This window comes from Microcystis sp. M53598_WE2, from assembly GCF_030067735.1.
Lineage (GTDB): Bacteria > Cyanobacteriota > Cyanobacteriia > Cyanobacteriales > Microcystaceae > Microcystis > Microcystis aeruginosa.
Genome location: NZ_JASJFE010000009.1, coordinates 1 through 14,609, shown reverse-complemented (window position 1 = coordinate 14,609; position 14,609 = coordinate 1). Strand labels below are relative to the sequence as shown.

The 14,609-nt window shown below is 50.4% G+C and carries 10 protein-coding genes and 3 pseudogenes; 2 read left to right on the top strand and 11 right to left on the bottom strand.

Going from position 1 to position 14,609, the window contains the following annotated elements:
* Positions 1–508: 508 nt before the first annotated feature.
* On the bottom strand, positions 509–1,723 hold the full coding sequence (locus PX636_RS00240) for an ABC transporter permease (protein WP_002798751.1): 1,215 nt from the start codon (positions 1,721–1,723) through the stop codon (positions 509–511).
* A gap of 113 nt (positions 1,724–1,836) precedes the next feature.
* Complete coding sequence (locus PX636_RS00235) at positions 1,837–3,411, bottom strand: glucose-6-phosphate isomerase (protein WP_002798750.1); 1,575 nt, start codon at positions 3,409–3,411, stop codon at positions 1,837–1,839.
* A 209-nt stretch (positions 3,412–3,620) separates the two neighbouring features.
* Here PX636_RS00235 and dusB point away from each other — a divergent pair, with 209 nt between their 5' ends.
* Positions 3,621–4,622, top strand: a complete 1,002-nt coding sequence (dusB, locus tag PX636_RS00230; protein ID WP_002798748.1) for a tRNA dihydrouridine synthase DusB — start codon at positions 3,621–3,623, stop codon at positions 4,620–4,622.
* A 284-nt stretch (positions 4,623–4,906) separates the two neighbouring features.
* Positions 4,907–5,081 (top strand): annotated as a pseudogene (locus tag PX636_RS22805) (IS200/IS605 family transposase); the annotation flags it as partial.
* A gap of 117 nt (positions 5,082–5,198) precedes the next feature.
* Here the strand turns inward: PX636_RS22805 and PX636_RS00220 are convergent.
* From PX636_RS00220 to PX636_RS00180, 9 genes and pseudogenes are all read right to left on the bottom strand, one after another.
* Positions 5,199–6,383 carry an acyl-CoA dehydrogenase family protein gene (locus tag PX636_RS00220; RefSeq protein ID WP_002798494.1) on the bottom strand — a complete coding sequence of 395 codons (1,185 nt, stop codon included), beginning with the start codon at positions 6,381–6,383 and terminating at the stop codon, positions 5,199–5,201.
* A gap of 68 nt (positions 6,384–6,451) precedes the next feature.
* The gene (locus PX636_RS00215) at positions 6,452–8,101 is read right to left on the bottom strand and encodes an iron uptake porin (protein WP_012265983.1); all 1,650 of its coding nucleotides are present in this window, start codon (positions 8,099–8,101) and stop codon (positions 6,452–6,454) included.
* 423 nt (positions 8,102–8,524) lie between these two features.
* Positions 8,525–9,712 (bottom strand): annotated as a pseudogene (locus PX636_RS00210) (bifunctional 3,4-dihydroxy-2-butanone-4-phosphate synthase/GTP cyclohydrolase II); the annotation flags it as partial.
* A 121-nt stretch (positions 9,713–9,833) separates the two neighbouring features.
* Complete coding sequence (gene ssuE, locus PX636_RS00205; RefSeq protein WP_012265981.1) at positions 9,834–10,415, bottom strand: NADPH-dependent FMN reductase; 582 nt, start codon at positions 10,413–10,415, stop codon at positions 9,834–9,836.
* Between the two features lie 47 nt (positions 10,416–10,462).
* Positions 10,463–11,509 carry a hypothetical protein gene (locus PX636_RS00200; RefSeq protein WP_288115845.1) on the bottom strand — a complete coding sequence of 349 codons (1,047 nt, stop codon included), beginning with the start codon at positions 11,507–11,509 and terminating at the stop codon, positions 10,463–10,465.
* A 78-nt stretch (positions 11,510–11,587) separates the two neighbouring features.
* Complete coding sequence (locus tag PX636_RS00195; protein ID WP_288115844.1) at positions 11,588–12,802, bottom strand: SfnB family sulfur acquisition oxidoreductase; 1,215 nt, start codon at positions 12,800–12,802, stop codon at positions 11,588–11,590.
* 40 nt (positions 12,803–12,842) lie between these two features.
* Entirely contained in the window at positions 12,843–13,358 is a 516-nt protein-coding gene (locus tag PX636_RS00190) for a hypothetical protein (protein WP_002798488.1), read from the bottom strand.
* 20 nt (positions 13,359–13,378) lie between these two features.
* Positions 13,379–14,440, bottom strand: a complete 1,062-nt coding sequence (locus PX636_RS00185; protein WP_288115843.1) for a sodium:solute symporter family transporter — start codon at positions 14,438–14,440, stop codon at positions 13,379–13,381.
* Between the two features lie 44 nt (positions 14,441–14,484).
* Positions 14,485–14,609, bottom strand: a pseudogene (locus PX636_RS00180) (IS630 family transposase); the annotation flags it as partial.

Genomic DNA, 14,609 nt, shown 5'->3' with positions numbered 1-14,609 from the left:
CATTAGTATTATATGGCTTTAACTCAGGCTCTATAAGACTTTTAGCCATAGCTAGTATGTTTATACGGGGGAAGTCCAGGTATAGTAAGACTTTTAGCGATTACTAAGAATCGTGAAGTGTCACACTCTAGTCAGCGCTCGCCAGCTTAATGAGAGTCCATCTCAATAATTTGGTATCAGAGCTATCAGATTTTTAGCGCCAATTGTGCATCTGCTGGGCAAACAAATTAGCCTGTAATTCAGAGCCGGCAATCGTTTTGACGATTTAGATAAAATTTTCAATGTGACACTTTAGGGTGCGGAATGTGGGTTTGTTGTTTAGCATTGTCTTTCGCTATGCTCCTCTAAATCTCTAGCTTGATTTTCTCGCCATGAGTGTGTGACTGCTCACCTCTTTGTAATAAACCTACACCTGTCAGGGTGGGAGAGGGGACTATGATGCCTGCCACGAATAAGGAAAAATGGTATGACCTGATAGCAGCTCAAGAGCTTACTTTTGTCAGAAGTCCTATAATCTTCTCAAAGCAACGATTGGATCTAATTTAGCGGCACGATGAGCGGGAACAACACCGAAAATCAGACCGATGGCACTAGAAACTCCTAAAGCGAGAATTATCGCAGGGATTGAGACACTGGTGGTTAAAGCGGCAAAAATTCCCGCTAGATACATTCCTTGAATGCCGACAAAAATCCCGATAATTCCGCCAGTGGTAGCTAAAATCACCGATTCAATGAGAAATTGACCTTTTATATCCCCTTCTTTGGCTCCTAAAGCCTTTCTTAACCCGATTTCTTGGGTTCTTTCCGTGACTGACACGAGCATAATATTCATGACACCGATTCCCCCGACAAAAAGGGAAATACTGGCGATCGAGGCTAACATTCTAGTTAAACTATCGTTAGTCTCTTTGGCCATTTCTAAGACTGTGGTTTGGAGGAAAACCTGCACATAATTCTCGTCGCTGACCTGATGACGCATTTGCAGCAGGTTGCTAATCTGAAACTGAGCGGCTTTAATTTGGGCAGAGTTTTTGGCCAAGACAGAAATATGAGTCAGGGGAATGCCATAGATAGAATTGCGCCCTAAAACCTGATTAGACATGGTAGTTAGGGGAATTAAAGCTCGATCGTCCTGATTAGCCTCAAATAAGGAGCCTTTCGCCTGTAAAACTCCAATGACTTGAAAACTAAGATTGCCGATGCGAAGATTTTCGCCGACGGGATTGCGATTACCAAAGAGATTTTTAGCTAATTCCGATCCCAAGACAATCACCCGATTATCCCGTTTCAGGTCAGATTCCATAATAAATCTACCTTTAGACAGTTGACGGTTACGCACATTTAGGTATTCGGCTCCCACCCCAATCAGGGGGCTATTACTGGTTCTATTACCGAAGGATAAAATTCTTTTACCGCTCAATTCGGGAGAAATGGCGGCAATGGCGGGAACTTGAGATGCGATCGCTTGAGCATCTTCGTAGGTGAGAGGCCGGGGATTAGGAATTGTCCGCCGGACATTGCGCGAGGAGGTGGAAACAAATAAAACATTCGGTCCGAGAGCTTCAAACTGCTCGAGGGCGACTTTTTGCGCTCCTTCACCCACCCCCACTAGGGCAATGACGGAGGCGTTACCGATAGCAATTCCTAGCATGGTCAGACCACTACGCAGTTTATTGCCCATCAAAGCGGAAAAAGCCATTTTCAGGTTTTCTAGCATTTCCATGGTTGGTTACATTCAGTGATCAGTAAACAGGGATAAAGATAAAGATAACTAACTAATTAACTTAAAACTTACATCTGATAACTGATAACTGATAACTGATAACTGATAACTGATTAGCGGGTAGAGATTTGGAGCGTTTCCGGTTTGCTTAAATCGCCGGTAATAGTTAAACTGCGCCGATTAGCGTTGAGATGACGGACAATTTTATAGATAGCTTCAACTTGGTCACTAGCGCCGATTTTGGCCGCTAGAGTGGCTAGGTCGAGAGAAGTTCCCGTTTCCCGAACAACTTGCACGATTTTTCTTTGTAAATCCAGAATAGAAGCGGCGGCTTTTTTCCCTGCTTCTACCCCGGGTTGATGGTAGGCGTTAATATTAACTAAACTAGCATAGAAACTAACGGCCCGTTCGTAGAGGGCAATTAAAGCCCCTACCTGACGGGGAGTGACCTCTGGGATAGTGATAGTGATAGAGTGACGACTATTTTCGTATAAAGCTTGTCGAGTACCTTGCAGTAATCCTGAGAGGAAATCGCCGGCAGTGGAGCCAGTTTCCACTTCTATCGAATCTCCTTGCCGGTCTTTTAACACTTCAATAAAAGTGGCGAAGAAATTGGGAACACCTTCTCGTAATTGTTGGACGTAGGCGTGTTGGTCCGTAGAACCTTTGTTACCATAGACGGCGATCCCTTGGTACACCTTATTACCATCGAGGTCTTTTTCTTTACCGAGGGACTCCATTACCAATTGTTGCAGATAGCGGCTAAAGAGATAGAGACTGTCTTTGTAGGGCAGAATCACCATATCTTTCTCTCCCTTGCCCTTGCCCTCATGATACCAAGCTAGAGCAAGTAGGGCGCTAGGGTTTTTTTTCAGGTTATGGACGCGGGTGGCCATGTCCATTTCTTTGGCCCCGGCTAACATTTCATCAATGTCGATACCCTGCAAAGCGGCCGGGAGAAGACCGACGGCGGATAGTTCTGATGTACGACCACCGACCCAATCCTGCATGGGGAAACGAGTTAGCCAATCTTGGGCGTATTTGTCTAGTTGGCTACCCGGCATAGTGACGGCGACCGCGTGTTGCGGAAAGTCTAAATCCAGTTTTTCGTAAGCGTTGCGGACCTCTAACATTCCGTTTCTCGCTTCGGGAGTGCCGCCGGATTTACTGGTGACGATAACGAGGGTGGTAGCTAAGGGTAAATGGGCTAGGGTGCGATCGATACCTTTGGGGTCGGTATTATCAATAAAAGCAATCTCTAAGGGGGGATTAAGGGGGGATAGAGCCTCGGCAACGAATTGGGGACCCAAAGCAGACCCCCCGATGCCTACACAGAGAATATGGCTAAATTTTGCCCGATTGGGCGGCTTAATCGCTCCGGAGTGAATTTTCTTGACAAATTCTTTGATCTGTGCTATCGGTTCGGTGATTTCGTCCCGCAATTCCTGGTTAGGAGCGAGTTCAGGAGCGCGCAGCCAGTAGTGGCCGACCATACGCTGTTCGTCGGGATTTGCGATCGCACCCTGTTCTAAAGCTGCCATATCTTGGAAAGCGCGCTCAAATTTTGCTTCTAGACCTTTGAGAAAAGCCTCATCGAAGGGAATCCGACTGACATCGAGATAAAGTTCTAGGTTAGGGTGATAGTATAACCAATCTTGGTAACGTTGCCAGAGTTGCAGATTATCCATAAAAAAAAGCGAAATTTTTGTTTAATTACTCGTTTAGGGGAGATAGGATTCTATCCTCTCCAATCATCATACAGGTAGTTTTAGACTAGAAGATGACGGTTAAGCATATATTAGGGGTTGGCAAAATACTAACAGTGACGGACAGTGACGGAACTATCCCCTAATTGTTCGGTTTGCTGGTGTTGGCTGTTGATTTTTTAACCTGTCCTATGGCTATCTACTCATCCCCTCTCAAAATCGGTAACTTAGAAGTGCATAGCCGCGTCTTGCAATCACCTTTATCCGGTGTCACCGATTTAGTTTTTCGGTGCTTGGTGAGACGCTTTGCTCCTGATTCCATGCTCTATACCGAGATGGTCAATGCGACAGAAATCTCCCGGCTGCAAGAGTTACCGCAATTGATGGTTATCGGGGACAAAGAACAACCAATTAGTATGCAATTATTTGATTGCCGTCCCGATTTTATGGCTGTGGCGGCGGAAAAAGCGGTTAAAGAAGGAGCGATGACCATCGATATTAACATGGGTTGTCCAGTTAATAAAATTACTAAAAAAGGCGGCGGTTCTTCGCTTTTACGACAGCCAGAAATTGCCGAGCAAATTGTTAGGGAAGTGGTGGGAGCGGTATCGGTGCCGGTAACGGTGAAAACTCGCTTGGGATGGAACGCTCAGGAGATTAATATTATCGATTTTGCCCGTCGTTTGGAAGATGCGGGAGCGCAAATGTTGACCCTGCACGCACGCACTAGGGAACAGGGTTATCACGGGCCGGCCGATTGGCAATGGATTAAACGGGTGAAGGAGGTTTTATCGATTCCTGTCATTGCTAATGGTGATATTGTTTCTGTGGAAGCGGCGATTAATTGTTTGGAATTTACCCGGGCCGATGGGGTGATGTGTTCGCGGGGAACTCTCGGTTATCCCTATTTGGTGGGGGAAATCGATTATTACCTCAAAACAGGCAAAAAGTTGCCGAAACCTACCTCTATTGACCTGTTAAGCCTAGCTAAAGAGCATTTACAGGGGCTATGGCTATACAAGGGACAACGCGGTATTTGGCAAGCCCGGAAACATCTGGCTTGGTATTGTCAGGATTTTACCGGTGCGGCGGTTTGGCGCGATCGGTTTTCGCGCATCGAATCCCTGGCGGAGGGCTGTGATTTAATTGATAGAGCTATTGCCCAATTAAACCTTGAAAACGAGAATATTTAGTGGGACTTAGGCGTTTTCGGTCAGCAAAAAAGGCTCAAACCATTACGGGACAAAGGGTTAACCTCGATTTATGATTTTCCTTGATATATCTGGGTTTCAGCGATTTTGGGCTTCTCGAAGTAAATCCCAAGCGGGGATTGGAGTTGAGGCTTTTCTCGATTTGTTTTTTGTCTAAGTCCCATTAGAAGATTGTCGTCCCAACCAAAACCAGTGAATGAAAAGGTATGTTCAGGAAATACCAGAATTAGAGTGTGTTTTGTTAGCAATAGATCGTACAGCATGGGATGAGCGTCTTGCTATACCATCTAGTTTTCCCAACTAAATATCGCAAGAACCCTTTTTGATGAACAGGTAGATTGCCTGTTGAAAGAAGTCTGTTTAGAGATAGAAAAACGTTATGAAATTAAGTTTCTAGAGAGCGGAGTTGCTCGAGATCATGTACATTTTTTAGTTGAAACTACAGTTAGAGCAACTCGTGCAAAACCTGAGCAAAAAAAGCCCACTCCCTTGGCTTTGAGATAATTCCTTAGCCTCTCCCACCCTCTATGACTAGCTCTGTTTCTTAGGAGAGCGTTATTAAGAATAAAAATTCGGTTCCGGGAATTTTTCATTGACAATCCAATTGCCCAGATCGCGAATTTTGTAATCCACAGGATCATGAAGGGTAAAAGTTCGTAGATTCCGCCAGTAGCGATCAAACCCGTAGGAACTCGATGTCGCCCTCGCCCCCATGACCTCGAACATTTGATTCACCACCTCTAATCCCACCCGTGTCGCCGCCACCTTGGCCACTGCGATCGCCACGGCACAGCGACCGCGCTTTTCTGCGGTGAGCTCCCATTGTTCCTCCCACGCGTCCTGTAGAATTTCCGTTGCTCGATCAACCAAACCCCTGGCCGCCTCTAAATCGACCCACAGACTGCCGTAACGATGGAGGAGATAGGGAGCTTCCGTCGCTCGCTCGACCCCGGCAGTTAGCCAAGGACGGGTTTGCTCTCTCGTGTACCGTCGTGCGGCCTCAAAAGCCCCCAGGGCAATCCCCAGGTAGATATTGGCTAGATTCAACTGGGTTAAACAGGCGCGGAAAGTGGCGAAAGGTGGCGCAGGAAAGGCTTGCGAACCGAAAAACTCGCGGGGGTAAATCGCCACATTATGAAACGAAACACTACCACTATCGGTTTGCCGTTGACCCATATTATCCCAATCGGCGTGCAGTTCTACTCCCTCACGCTGGGTGGGAACCACAAGAACCGATATTTTCCCCGTCTCCTGATCGATCGCCGTAACGGGTAAAATGTCAGAATCCCACGAACCGGAACAGAAGCTTTTCTTGCCTTCTAGTCGGAAAATATCGCCCTCGGAAGCGATCGCTGTCCGACGATCCAAGGGATTTAACGCATTCGCCCAAAACCAATTCTGTCGGATGGTTTCCTTGTAGTAGTATTCCTTCTGTTCGATCGTCCCGAAAAGATGGGGAACGATCACCCCAAGATGATGGTAGGAAAAAATATGAGCGATCGAGCTATCGACTTGGGCGAACTCTCGAACGATGCGAAATAAGGTAATCCAACTCTCGCCAGAACCACCGTATTCTCGGGGAATCAATAAGGTCAAAAGACCACTTTGGCGGAGGCGATCGCGCGCCAGTTTCGGGGTTCCACCCTGATGGTCTCGCTCCACTGCATCGATGGCGAATTCCGATGCCAGAGAAACCGCGAGAGATAGATAATAATCGGCAGACTGACTAGGGGATACTGACATGATCGAGATTCCTTAGATATATCGAATCCCCCTAAACAGGAAGGTATAGGGGTAAATTTTGTTGATTGCTAGAAGGTAAATGTGGTTCTCAGTGTACCGATAATAACACTGGTATTATTACTATTTTGACCGGGGTTGATCAGCCAAAATAAGCCAGGAGTGATGGCGATATTGTCATTAATTTGATATTTGTAAAAAGCCTCGACATGGATAGGTAAATCCTTGGCATCCGTGGGATTATTGGCTTGATAGGGCTGAACGCCAACCACGAGACCGCCCAGATTGCCATCTTTGCCCACATCGGGAAAGGCGAAACCTAGACTATAGTACCAAATGTCAGCATTTCCGTGGCCTTGGAGATTTCTAGAGTTGGTATAGCCCAGGAAACCATTAATCGCCAAGTTCGGCGTGATGGTAAAGAACCCCGACGCACCGAAGGAATCACTGATCAATGGGGTGCCAAAAGGATTATTAGCCTGCCTAGTGCCGACAATACCAAAACTACTGCCGATGTCAAATAAATCTCCCCGATTTTGGTAGGCGTGGACGTAGGTGATCCCGAAACCCGATCGAGAATCGAGCCAAGCGATTTGGGCGATCGCAGCGTATTGACCATTAAAAAGACCACTACCCGGATTGGGAGCGGCATGATCCCCGGCCAGATAACCCAAGCTGGCGATCCAGCGATCGCTCAGTTGATAGTTAAAGCCACCTCCCGCACCCCCACCGATCTGGTAAATGGGGTTGGCGGACGCAAACACGGTTAGTGCTTTTCCGCCGCCCGTACCGCTATCGAGATAGGGGTTCAGCGTCGGGATAAAATCGTAGGTGACACCATTGACCGCTGCAATATAGGCGGAAATGCGCTCGCCAATGGGAAAATAATAGGCGAGCCAACCGATATTGACATTATTGTCTAGAGAGGGAACTAGGTTAAAGGATTGAGTAGCTTCCGGAGTCCCATCCCCCAGATTAAATCGTCGGGCATTACCGGCATCTAACCTTACGTTTAACTGGTCTTTGCCCGTAAAACTGCTGACGAACCGAAGACGCACGCGATCTTGAAACACGGTATTGCTCCCCTCCCTCGCACCTTGAAAGGCGTTGGCGACCACGAAAATCGCCTCACCCAGTAGTTTCGTGGTCGTCGAAAAGGAATGGTCTTCTAGGAAAGCAGCCTGGTTTTCTAGGTTATCCACTCTCGCCCCTAAAGCCCCTAACTCGGCCTGAAATTCCTGGGCAAGGCGCTTGAGTGTATCGAGATCTCCTTGGGCGATCGAAACCCCTGCTTGCAGCGATCGCTCGATCGAGTTTAAACAAGCATTCAAACCGGCGGCAAATTCCCAACGGGTTAAGGCGCGGTCGCCCCGATAGGTGCGGTCGGGATAGCCGACAATACAGCCATAGCGTTCCACTAACGATCGCAGTGCCTCGAACGCCCAGCCCGTCGGCGGAACATCGGCAAGTTGGGACACAGAAGTGAGTTGCGCCATCGCTGGATCGGGATGGTTTTTCGACATATCGGTTAGCGGTAAACCCGAAGGGTCGATTTGAGCGAACGCGGGTACGGCAAAGAAAACGCTTCCCAGTAGGAGAGAAGGTCGCCATAACGAATTACAAGAGACAGAAACCATCGAAATCCTCACATCCAAAAAATAGAGATAGTCGGTGTTTTTTGGCCAGACGAATCCTCGGAACCGCGCTCGATCGATTCCCATATCTCCGGCAGCAATTGAGAAAGTCTCGTTATCCCAAGCCGGTGCTGTAGCAGAATTCCAGGGTAAAACCGCAGAATCCTAAGGCCTGGAGAATAGGAGTCCTATCTTGAGAACACGGGCAGAACTTCCGCCGCTTTGCCAACAGGCATTGCTCTTTTTCCGACCCCTACGCTAGAAAAGGGGAGTGATTAGCTAGGGTTTGCGGCAAAAAGTTTTTCGTGGGGGCAGGGTGTAGGGTGTGGGGTGTGGGGTGTAGGGTTTTACCGATTTTGAGGGGGTCAATTACCTAATTTTCAGGGAAAAAGTCCCTGAATTTTTCCCCCGATCACTCCCCTATCCATTACTTTTTGATGGCCAAAAGGTCTAAAAGTTTTACCCAACAAGGTTTTTAGATTTATTCAGCCAACCCTAGCTAAACGGCAACAGATGCCCTAGTTTTTCGCGCTTTGTCAGCAAATACTGTTGATTGTGGTAGTTTGGAGGCATGACGAGAGGGATTCGCTCGACAATGTTGATCCCCCAATCTCGGAGACCCTGAACTTTTTGGGGATTATTAGTTAGTAAACGGATATCGGCTACCCCCAAATCCTTGAGAATATGCGCTCCCAGCCGATAGGTACGCCCGTCCGCCTCGAATCCTAGCCTCCTGTTGGCATCTACCGTATCTAGGCCGAGATCCTGTAGGGAGTAGGCCTTGAGCTTATTGATCAGACCGACACCTCGTCCCTCCTGTGGAAGATAGACCACAACCCCTTGTCCGGCGGTTTCGATCGATTTCAGGGCGATATGCAGTTGTTGGCGACAATCACAACGGGAGGAACCGAGAACATCCCCGGTAAAACACTGGGAATGAATTCGGACCAGAGTCGTCCGCTCTCCGAATTTGTCCGGATCGCCTTTGATGATCGCCGTCGCTTCCGAACCATCGAGGAGGTCGCGATAGGCGTAGATATTAAATTCGCCGAATTCCGTAGGCAGACGGGCGATCGCTTCCCGCGATACCGAGGATTCTACCCCTTCGCGATAGCGGATCAGATCGGTGATTCGGATAATCGGTAGACCGTACTCGTCCGCGTAGCTCATCAACTCCGGTAAACGCGCCATCGAGCCGTTGGGGTTCTGGATCTCGCAGATTATTCCGGCGGGGTAGAGTCCAGCTAAACGAGCCAGATCCACCGCCGCCTCGGTATGTCCTGCCCGCTCGAAAACCCCACCCGCTCGCGCTCGGAGCGGGAAAATATGCCCCGGACGGCTGAGATCATCGGGGGTAGTGGTGGGGGAAAGCGCCACTTGGATGGTGCGGGAGCGATCGCTCGCCGATATCCCCGTAGTAACGCCGTGGTGCGGCGCCGCATCGATACTGACGGTGAAAGCGGTTTGATGGTGATCGCCATTTTTCTCCACCATCGGCGGTAATTGCAATTCGTCTAGGCGATCGCCGGTCATGGCCAGACAGATCAACCCCCGGGCCCGGGTAGCCATGAAATTAATCATCGTCGGTGTGGCAAACTCGGCGGCGCAGATTAAATCCCCCTCGTTCTCTCGTTTTTCATCGTCCACGACGACGATGGCTTGCCCAGATCGTAGGGCATCGAGGGCCCGATCGACCATGGTAAACCTCGGTTCGACCGGGTTCCGTCGCGCCAGGGTGATGATTCGAGAGGAAGAGGCAATCGATAGGGTAGGCTCGCTCATAAAAATAGTTCAAAGGAATCTTGACAAGCTGACACTTTTATGTATGTACGGGCAGGGGGGTAGGGGTTTTTTCCTTCGTGGCCGCTCGATGTAGGTTCACCGCAACGACGAAATCCCGTACCGCCTCTTGGGTTCTTTGCCCGATCTCCTCATCGGGTTGGAGTTGGCCAGAGGCCTGGAATTGCAATTGTTTATCGATCGCATAAATACCGCCGAGAATGTGACGCGCCTTCAGTTCCGAGAGAACCGGCTTGAGGGCATAATCGATCGCCAGTAGATGAGCGATCGTGCCTCCAGTGGCGATCGGCAGTACCACTTTGTTGGCGAACGCCCCCTGCGGCAGTAAATCCAAGAAAGCTTTCAGCAGTCCGGTGTAGGCGGCCTTGTAGATCGGGGTGGCCACGATAATCCCGTCGGCCTGTCCTAGTAGAGCTTTTATCGGTTCTAGGGCCGGACTATCGTAGCGTCCGTAGATGAGGTCTTCCGGCGAGAAGTCCCGCACGGCGATCGTATCGGTATGAAATCCCTCTTTTTCTAGGAGTTCGTTGACGTATTGAACGAATCCGTAGGTTTTAGAAGGAGCGGTGGGATTGCCAGCGATCGAGAGAATATTCGCCATCGTAAATCTCCTAGATTGGTAATAATGGGTAATAACGGTCTCGCGGATCAGGAACGAGATACGGCTTCGGCAGGGCGATCAGCGGTTATCTCAGCGCGACTTTGCCAGAGTCCGATCCCGTCGTACAATCCCGGGGCCATGAGAAACACCTGCACCCAGAGAATATCGAACCACCAGTACAGTCCCGGTCGGATATTGGCCGGACCGAAGAGGACTTCCGTTGCGGCGTAAAGAATCAGCGAGATGACCAAACTAATCACCGATGTAATGATTCCCTTGGCCGGTTGGGCAAGTCCTTGAAAGGGCCAGAGATTGAATTGCCAGAGTAAACCCAAACCCACCGTTGTCCAGATGGCGGCGAAGGTCGGGCCGGTCGCCGTGGTGAATAAATCCATCCCCGCCAGCCGGAGAAAAAACGCCATCAGGAGGGTGAGAAATAATACCGCCCCGGTAGGTCGAAAGCCCAGACGCGGCATGGTTAGGCCCAGTTGAGCGAGCGGCCAGCGCTCGAAAAAACTACCGAATACCGTGGAGAGGGGATACCAGTACCAAGGAATATAGAACGGTTTTAATCCCCAGAGCTGCGGTAGAAAAGTGAGGGCGGGAGCGACCATAAAAACGGCAAAAAAGATGTTGAGAAATCCACTGGTGGGATGTCGGTCTTGGAGTTCTTCGGAAGCCACGATCGTGTTATCGAAAAAGAACAGACTGGCACAGGCGGCAACAATCGCGGTTTGTCCCCACAAACCTACGGGGGTATCGGTGAGACGGGCGGGGGTGAAGATAAATTTCCACGCTTCTCCAGTCAGATAGACCAACAGCAGCAAGATCGCTAAATTAACGGTTCCCCGTCCGAAGCGATGGGAAAAAAATCGAGAACCCGGATAGCCATTTAGGGAAAAACCCAGATGCCACCACCAGACAAAACAGAGGGTGATATAAACTAATTTTTCGTTTACATCTAGAGCGAATAGGCCCGTGAAGATCAGTTCAAAAACCAGACTGACCACAGCGATAATGCCGATGAACAAGAGTCCCTTAAAGGGTTGATTTTTCCAGATATTCCGTTTCTGGAGCGGATGGGCAACACTCATATTTCCTCTACAGTAGTGTGACCGATCGAAGGTAGAAATCAGGAGGAGAGGGAGGGCGCTCCCCTTCCCCCCGCAGACTTATAGCCAAGGATGGCGGGGCGGGTTGGCACCGTTGAGGAAGTAATTGCCGATCGCATAGTATTTCCAGCGCACCGGATCGTGGAGGGTGTGGGCGCGGGCGTTGCGCCAGTGGCGATCGTAGTTAAATTCCTCTAGGGTGGACTTCGTGCCGGCCAGTTCAAAGAGTTTATTGGTGGCCAGTAGGGAGGCTTCCGTGGCGAGCGCTTTGGCCTCGGCGACGGCGATCGACGATTCCACTACTTTCGCCTCCTCTAACCCGGATTCATAGGCCGCGTCGATAAATTCCCCGGCCCGCCGTAGTAGGGCTTCCGCCGCGTGGATCTGTAGGATCACGTTGCCCAGATTGTAGAGAGTCAGGGGATCTTCAAAACCCTTCTCCTGGTTACTATCCACCCAGGGACGAGTATGGTTGCGGACGAAATACAGGGTATCGCGCAGGGCGGCCTTGGCGATGCCCACGTCCACCGCCGCTTGGATAATCTGTGCCACCGCACCCATCGGGGTCGCCCGTTCAAAAGCTAGATAGTGAGGGATGACGTGTTCCGGTTTCACCAGGACATTTTCGAGAATCGTCGTGCCGCTCGCGGTGGTGCGTTGACCGAAACTCGTCCAATCATCGAGCAGAGTCAAGCCTTCCGCGTCCCGTTCCACAAAGGCGACGATCGTCTTGCCGTTCTCATCGGCGGCGATCGTGGGAATCCAATCGGCCAGCAGGGCGCCGGCGGAGTAATACTTGCGTCCGTTGAGAACGTAGCCATCGCCCGAGCGAGTTAATTTGGTTTGCACGTCCGTCACTGACTTGGTGCCGATCTCCGAGAAGGCGTTCCCAAACCGTTTGCCTTGCAGTACCAAGTCAAAGAAAAATCGCTTCTGTTCCTCCGTACCGTCGAGCCGGATCGCTTCCACCATATAGAGGTGATTCTGGGGAATCTGTCCCAAACTAGAATCCGCCTCGGCAATAATGGCGATCACTTGCGCTAGGGTGGCGTAGGATACGCCCGCACCCCCGTATTCCTTGGGAACGATGATCCCCCATAGCCCGCTTTGCGAGAATTTTTTCACCTCCTCCACCGGTAGACGGCGTTCGCGATCGCGGAGGGAATCCTCGTGGAGAAATTCTGCGGCCAGTTCTTTGGCCACAGCGATCGCTTCTTGATCGTCTTGAATCACATGGGCGGTCGGTTCCGTTGCAACATTTACTAACGTGGTCATGGTTACTACTCCTAGACTGTGAGATAGAGTGGCCTAGCTTTTAATACAGAGAGCGCGAGGACTGATATCTCGCCCTACGGGCCAAAACTTGCCGGTATTTCTGGATATCGCGGTTCATGGCGAAAATGGGAACGAGAGGGCCGAGCAAACAGACGATCGGGCCGATATACAAGAACCTCCAGCCGAATCCGTAGGAAGTAATGATCAGAGCCGAACCGATAATCCAACCGAAGGCTCCATAGAGTAAGGCATGGTTTTCCTGGCCCCCTTCTAGATTCCCCTCTTCTTCCTCTTCTTCCAGTCCATAGGTTGCCGAAGCGTAGGTCAACACGAGATACATTCCCCGCAGAAAGAAAATCGTGATGATAGCGGCAATAACACCGGCGATAATGGTGGTCGGGGAATAGGGATTTTGAGTTAGGGGACGACTAGGGAGACTTTGGGCGGGAACCGCTCCGGCATAGAAAACCGTGAGCATCGTGCCGCCCAGGAAATAGCCGAGCCGCTTCGCCCAAGTCCGCAAGGAGGGCGGTATCATCTGCAAGAGACTATTCATGATCGTGATTCTGTGAAAACTTATCGCAGCGCGACAGAAGAAGTGTCCGGTATCTCGGATAGATCCTGTGCCTGACGTAGTTGGGTGTAATCGAAGCGTCGGGAATTGGTCAAGGCAATCACAATTGGGACGATCGTGCTGACTGCGACTACCGTATAGGTACCGATCTCCTCGCCGAACTTGGCGAGGGCGAAAACCCCGGCAATCAGACCGATGATCGTCCCGGCGGTAAAGGCCGTGGCATTCATTCGCGACCAGACGATCGACAGTACCAGAGGCACGAGAACGGCGGCGCGGATGATGGAAGTCCCCAGTACCAGCGTCACCAGATCGATTCCCGATAGCACCACCGCCACCGAAATTCCCGCCGCTAAGACCATCGAAAACCGCGTCCAAGCGAAGAGGGAGCGATCGGAAATAGCGGGGAACAGGGGCTTGATCACATCCACCGCAGAAACCGAACTAACCGCCGCCAATGTGCCGTCACAGGTGGAATAGCAGGCCGACAGCACAATGATCACGAACAGGTAGATCACCCAATCGGGCAAACCTAAATGGGAAACCAAAAAAGGACCCAAGGCGGCGGGATCACCACCAAGATCCCGGGCCAGATCCACCTTGAGCGCGATGCCCACCAGCCCTACCACCCCTAGACAGAGGGCGACCACATAGTAGAGTCCCCCACCCCAGAAAAAGGTTTTGCCTAATTCCCGTTCTTTGATCCCCCAAGCCACCTGCCAGAATTCCTGTCCGGCGATCGTGGCAGTAATCAGTGCGAGGGCGAAGGTTAAGCCGAAATTCTGGAAGGCATCCGGTCGCGTCACCGAAAGAAGTTCGCCGCCCTGACTCTGTACGGTCTGCCACACGGCCTCCGCCCCTCCCACCTGGCCTAAGACCGCTGTGGTGACTAGGACAGAGGGAACCATAATCAGCAAACACATCAAGGTAGAAGTAGCCATGGATGCCCAGAGTCCCCCTAAACTGATGTACAGGAGAATGACGATCGAGGAGATGGTTGCGACTACCCCCTCCGGAAGACCGAAGATCGTGGCCACCATCAAGGATGCTCCCTTGAGATTCACTGTGACAATTTGGATCGCCCCGAAGAGGATAAGCTTTTACGCATTTAAGTTACATTGACAGCATTACCCTTATTTTTAAGTTTTCTACTCCATTTAATAATCAATCCCCCTTCATTTAAAAGCTGATTGACTACTTTTTCCAGTTCTTCTTTATTTTCAAATTCTCGAT

Coding starts and splice junctions, on each gene's coding strand:
- PX636_RS00200 (WP_288115845.1), bottom strand. CDS start 11,509: ATGAGTGTTGCCCATCCGCTCCAGAAACGGAATATCTGGAAAAATCAA.
- PX636_RS00190 (WP_002798488.1), bottom strand. CDS start 13,358: ATGAATAGTCTCTTGCAGATGATACCGCCCTCCTTGCGGACTTGGGCG.
- PX636_RS00240 (WP_002798751.1), bottom strand. CDS start 1,723: ATGGAAATGCTAGAAAACCTGAAAATGGCTTTTTCCGCTTTGATGGGC.
- PX636_RS00235 (WP_002798750.1), bottom strand. CDS start 3,411: ATGGATAATCTGCAACTCTGGCAACGTTACCAAGATTGGTTATACTAT.
- PX636_RS00220 (WP_002798494.1), bottom strand. CDS start 6,383: ATGTCAGTATCCCCTAGTCAGTCTGCCGATTATTATCTATCTCTCGCG.
- PX636_RS00195 (WP_288115844.1), bottom strand. CDS start 12,802: ATGACCACGTTAGTAAATGTTGCAACGGAACCGACCGCCCATGTGATT.
- ssuE (WP_012265981.1), bottom strand. CDS start 10,415: ATGGCGAATATTCTCTCGATCGCTGGCAATCCCACCGCTCCTTCTAAA.
- PX636_RS00215 (WP_012265983.1), bottom strand. CDS start 8,101: ATGGGAATCGATCGAGCGCGGTTCCGAGGATTCGTCTGGCCAAAAAAC.
- dusB (WP_002798748.1), top strand. CDS start 3,621: ATGGCTATCTACTCATCCCCTCTCAAAATCGGTAACTTAGAAGTGCAT.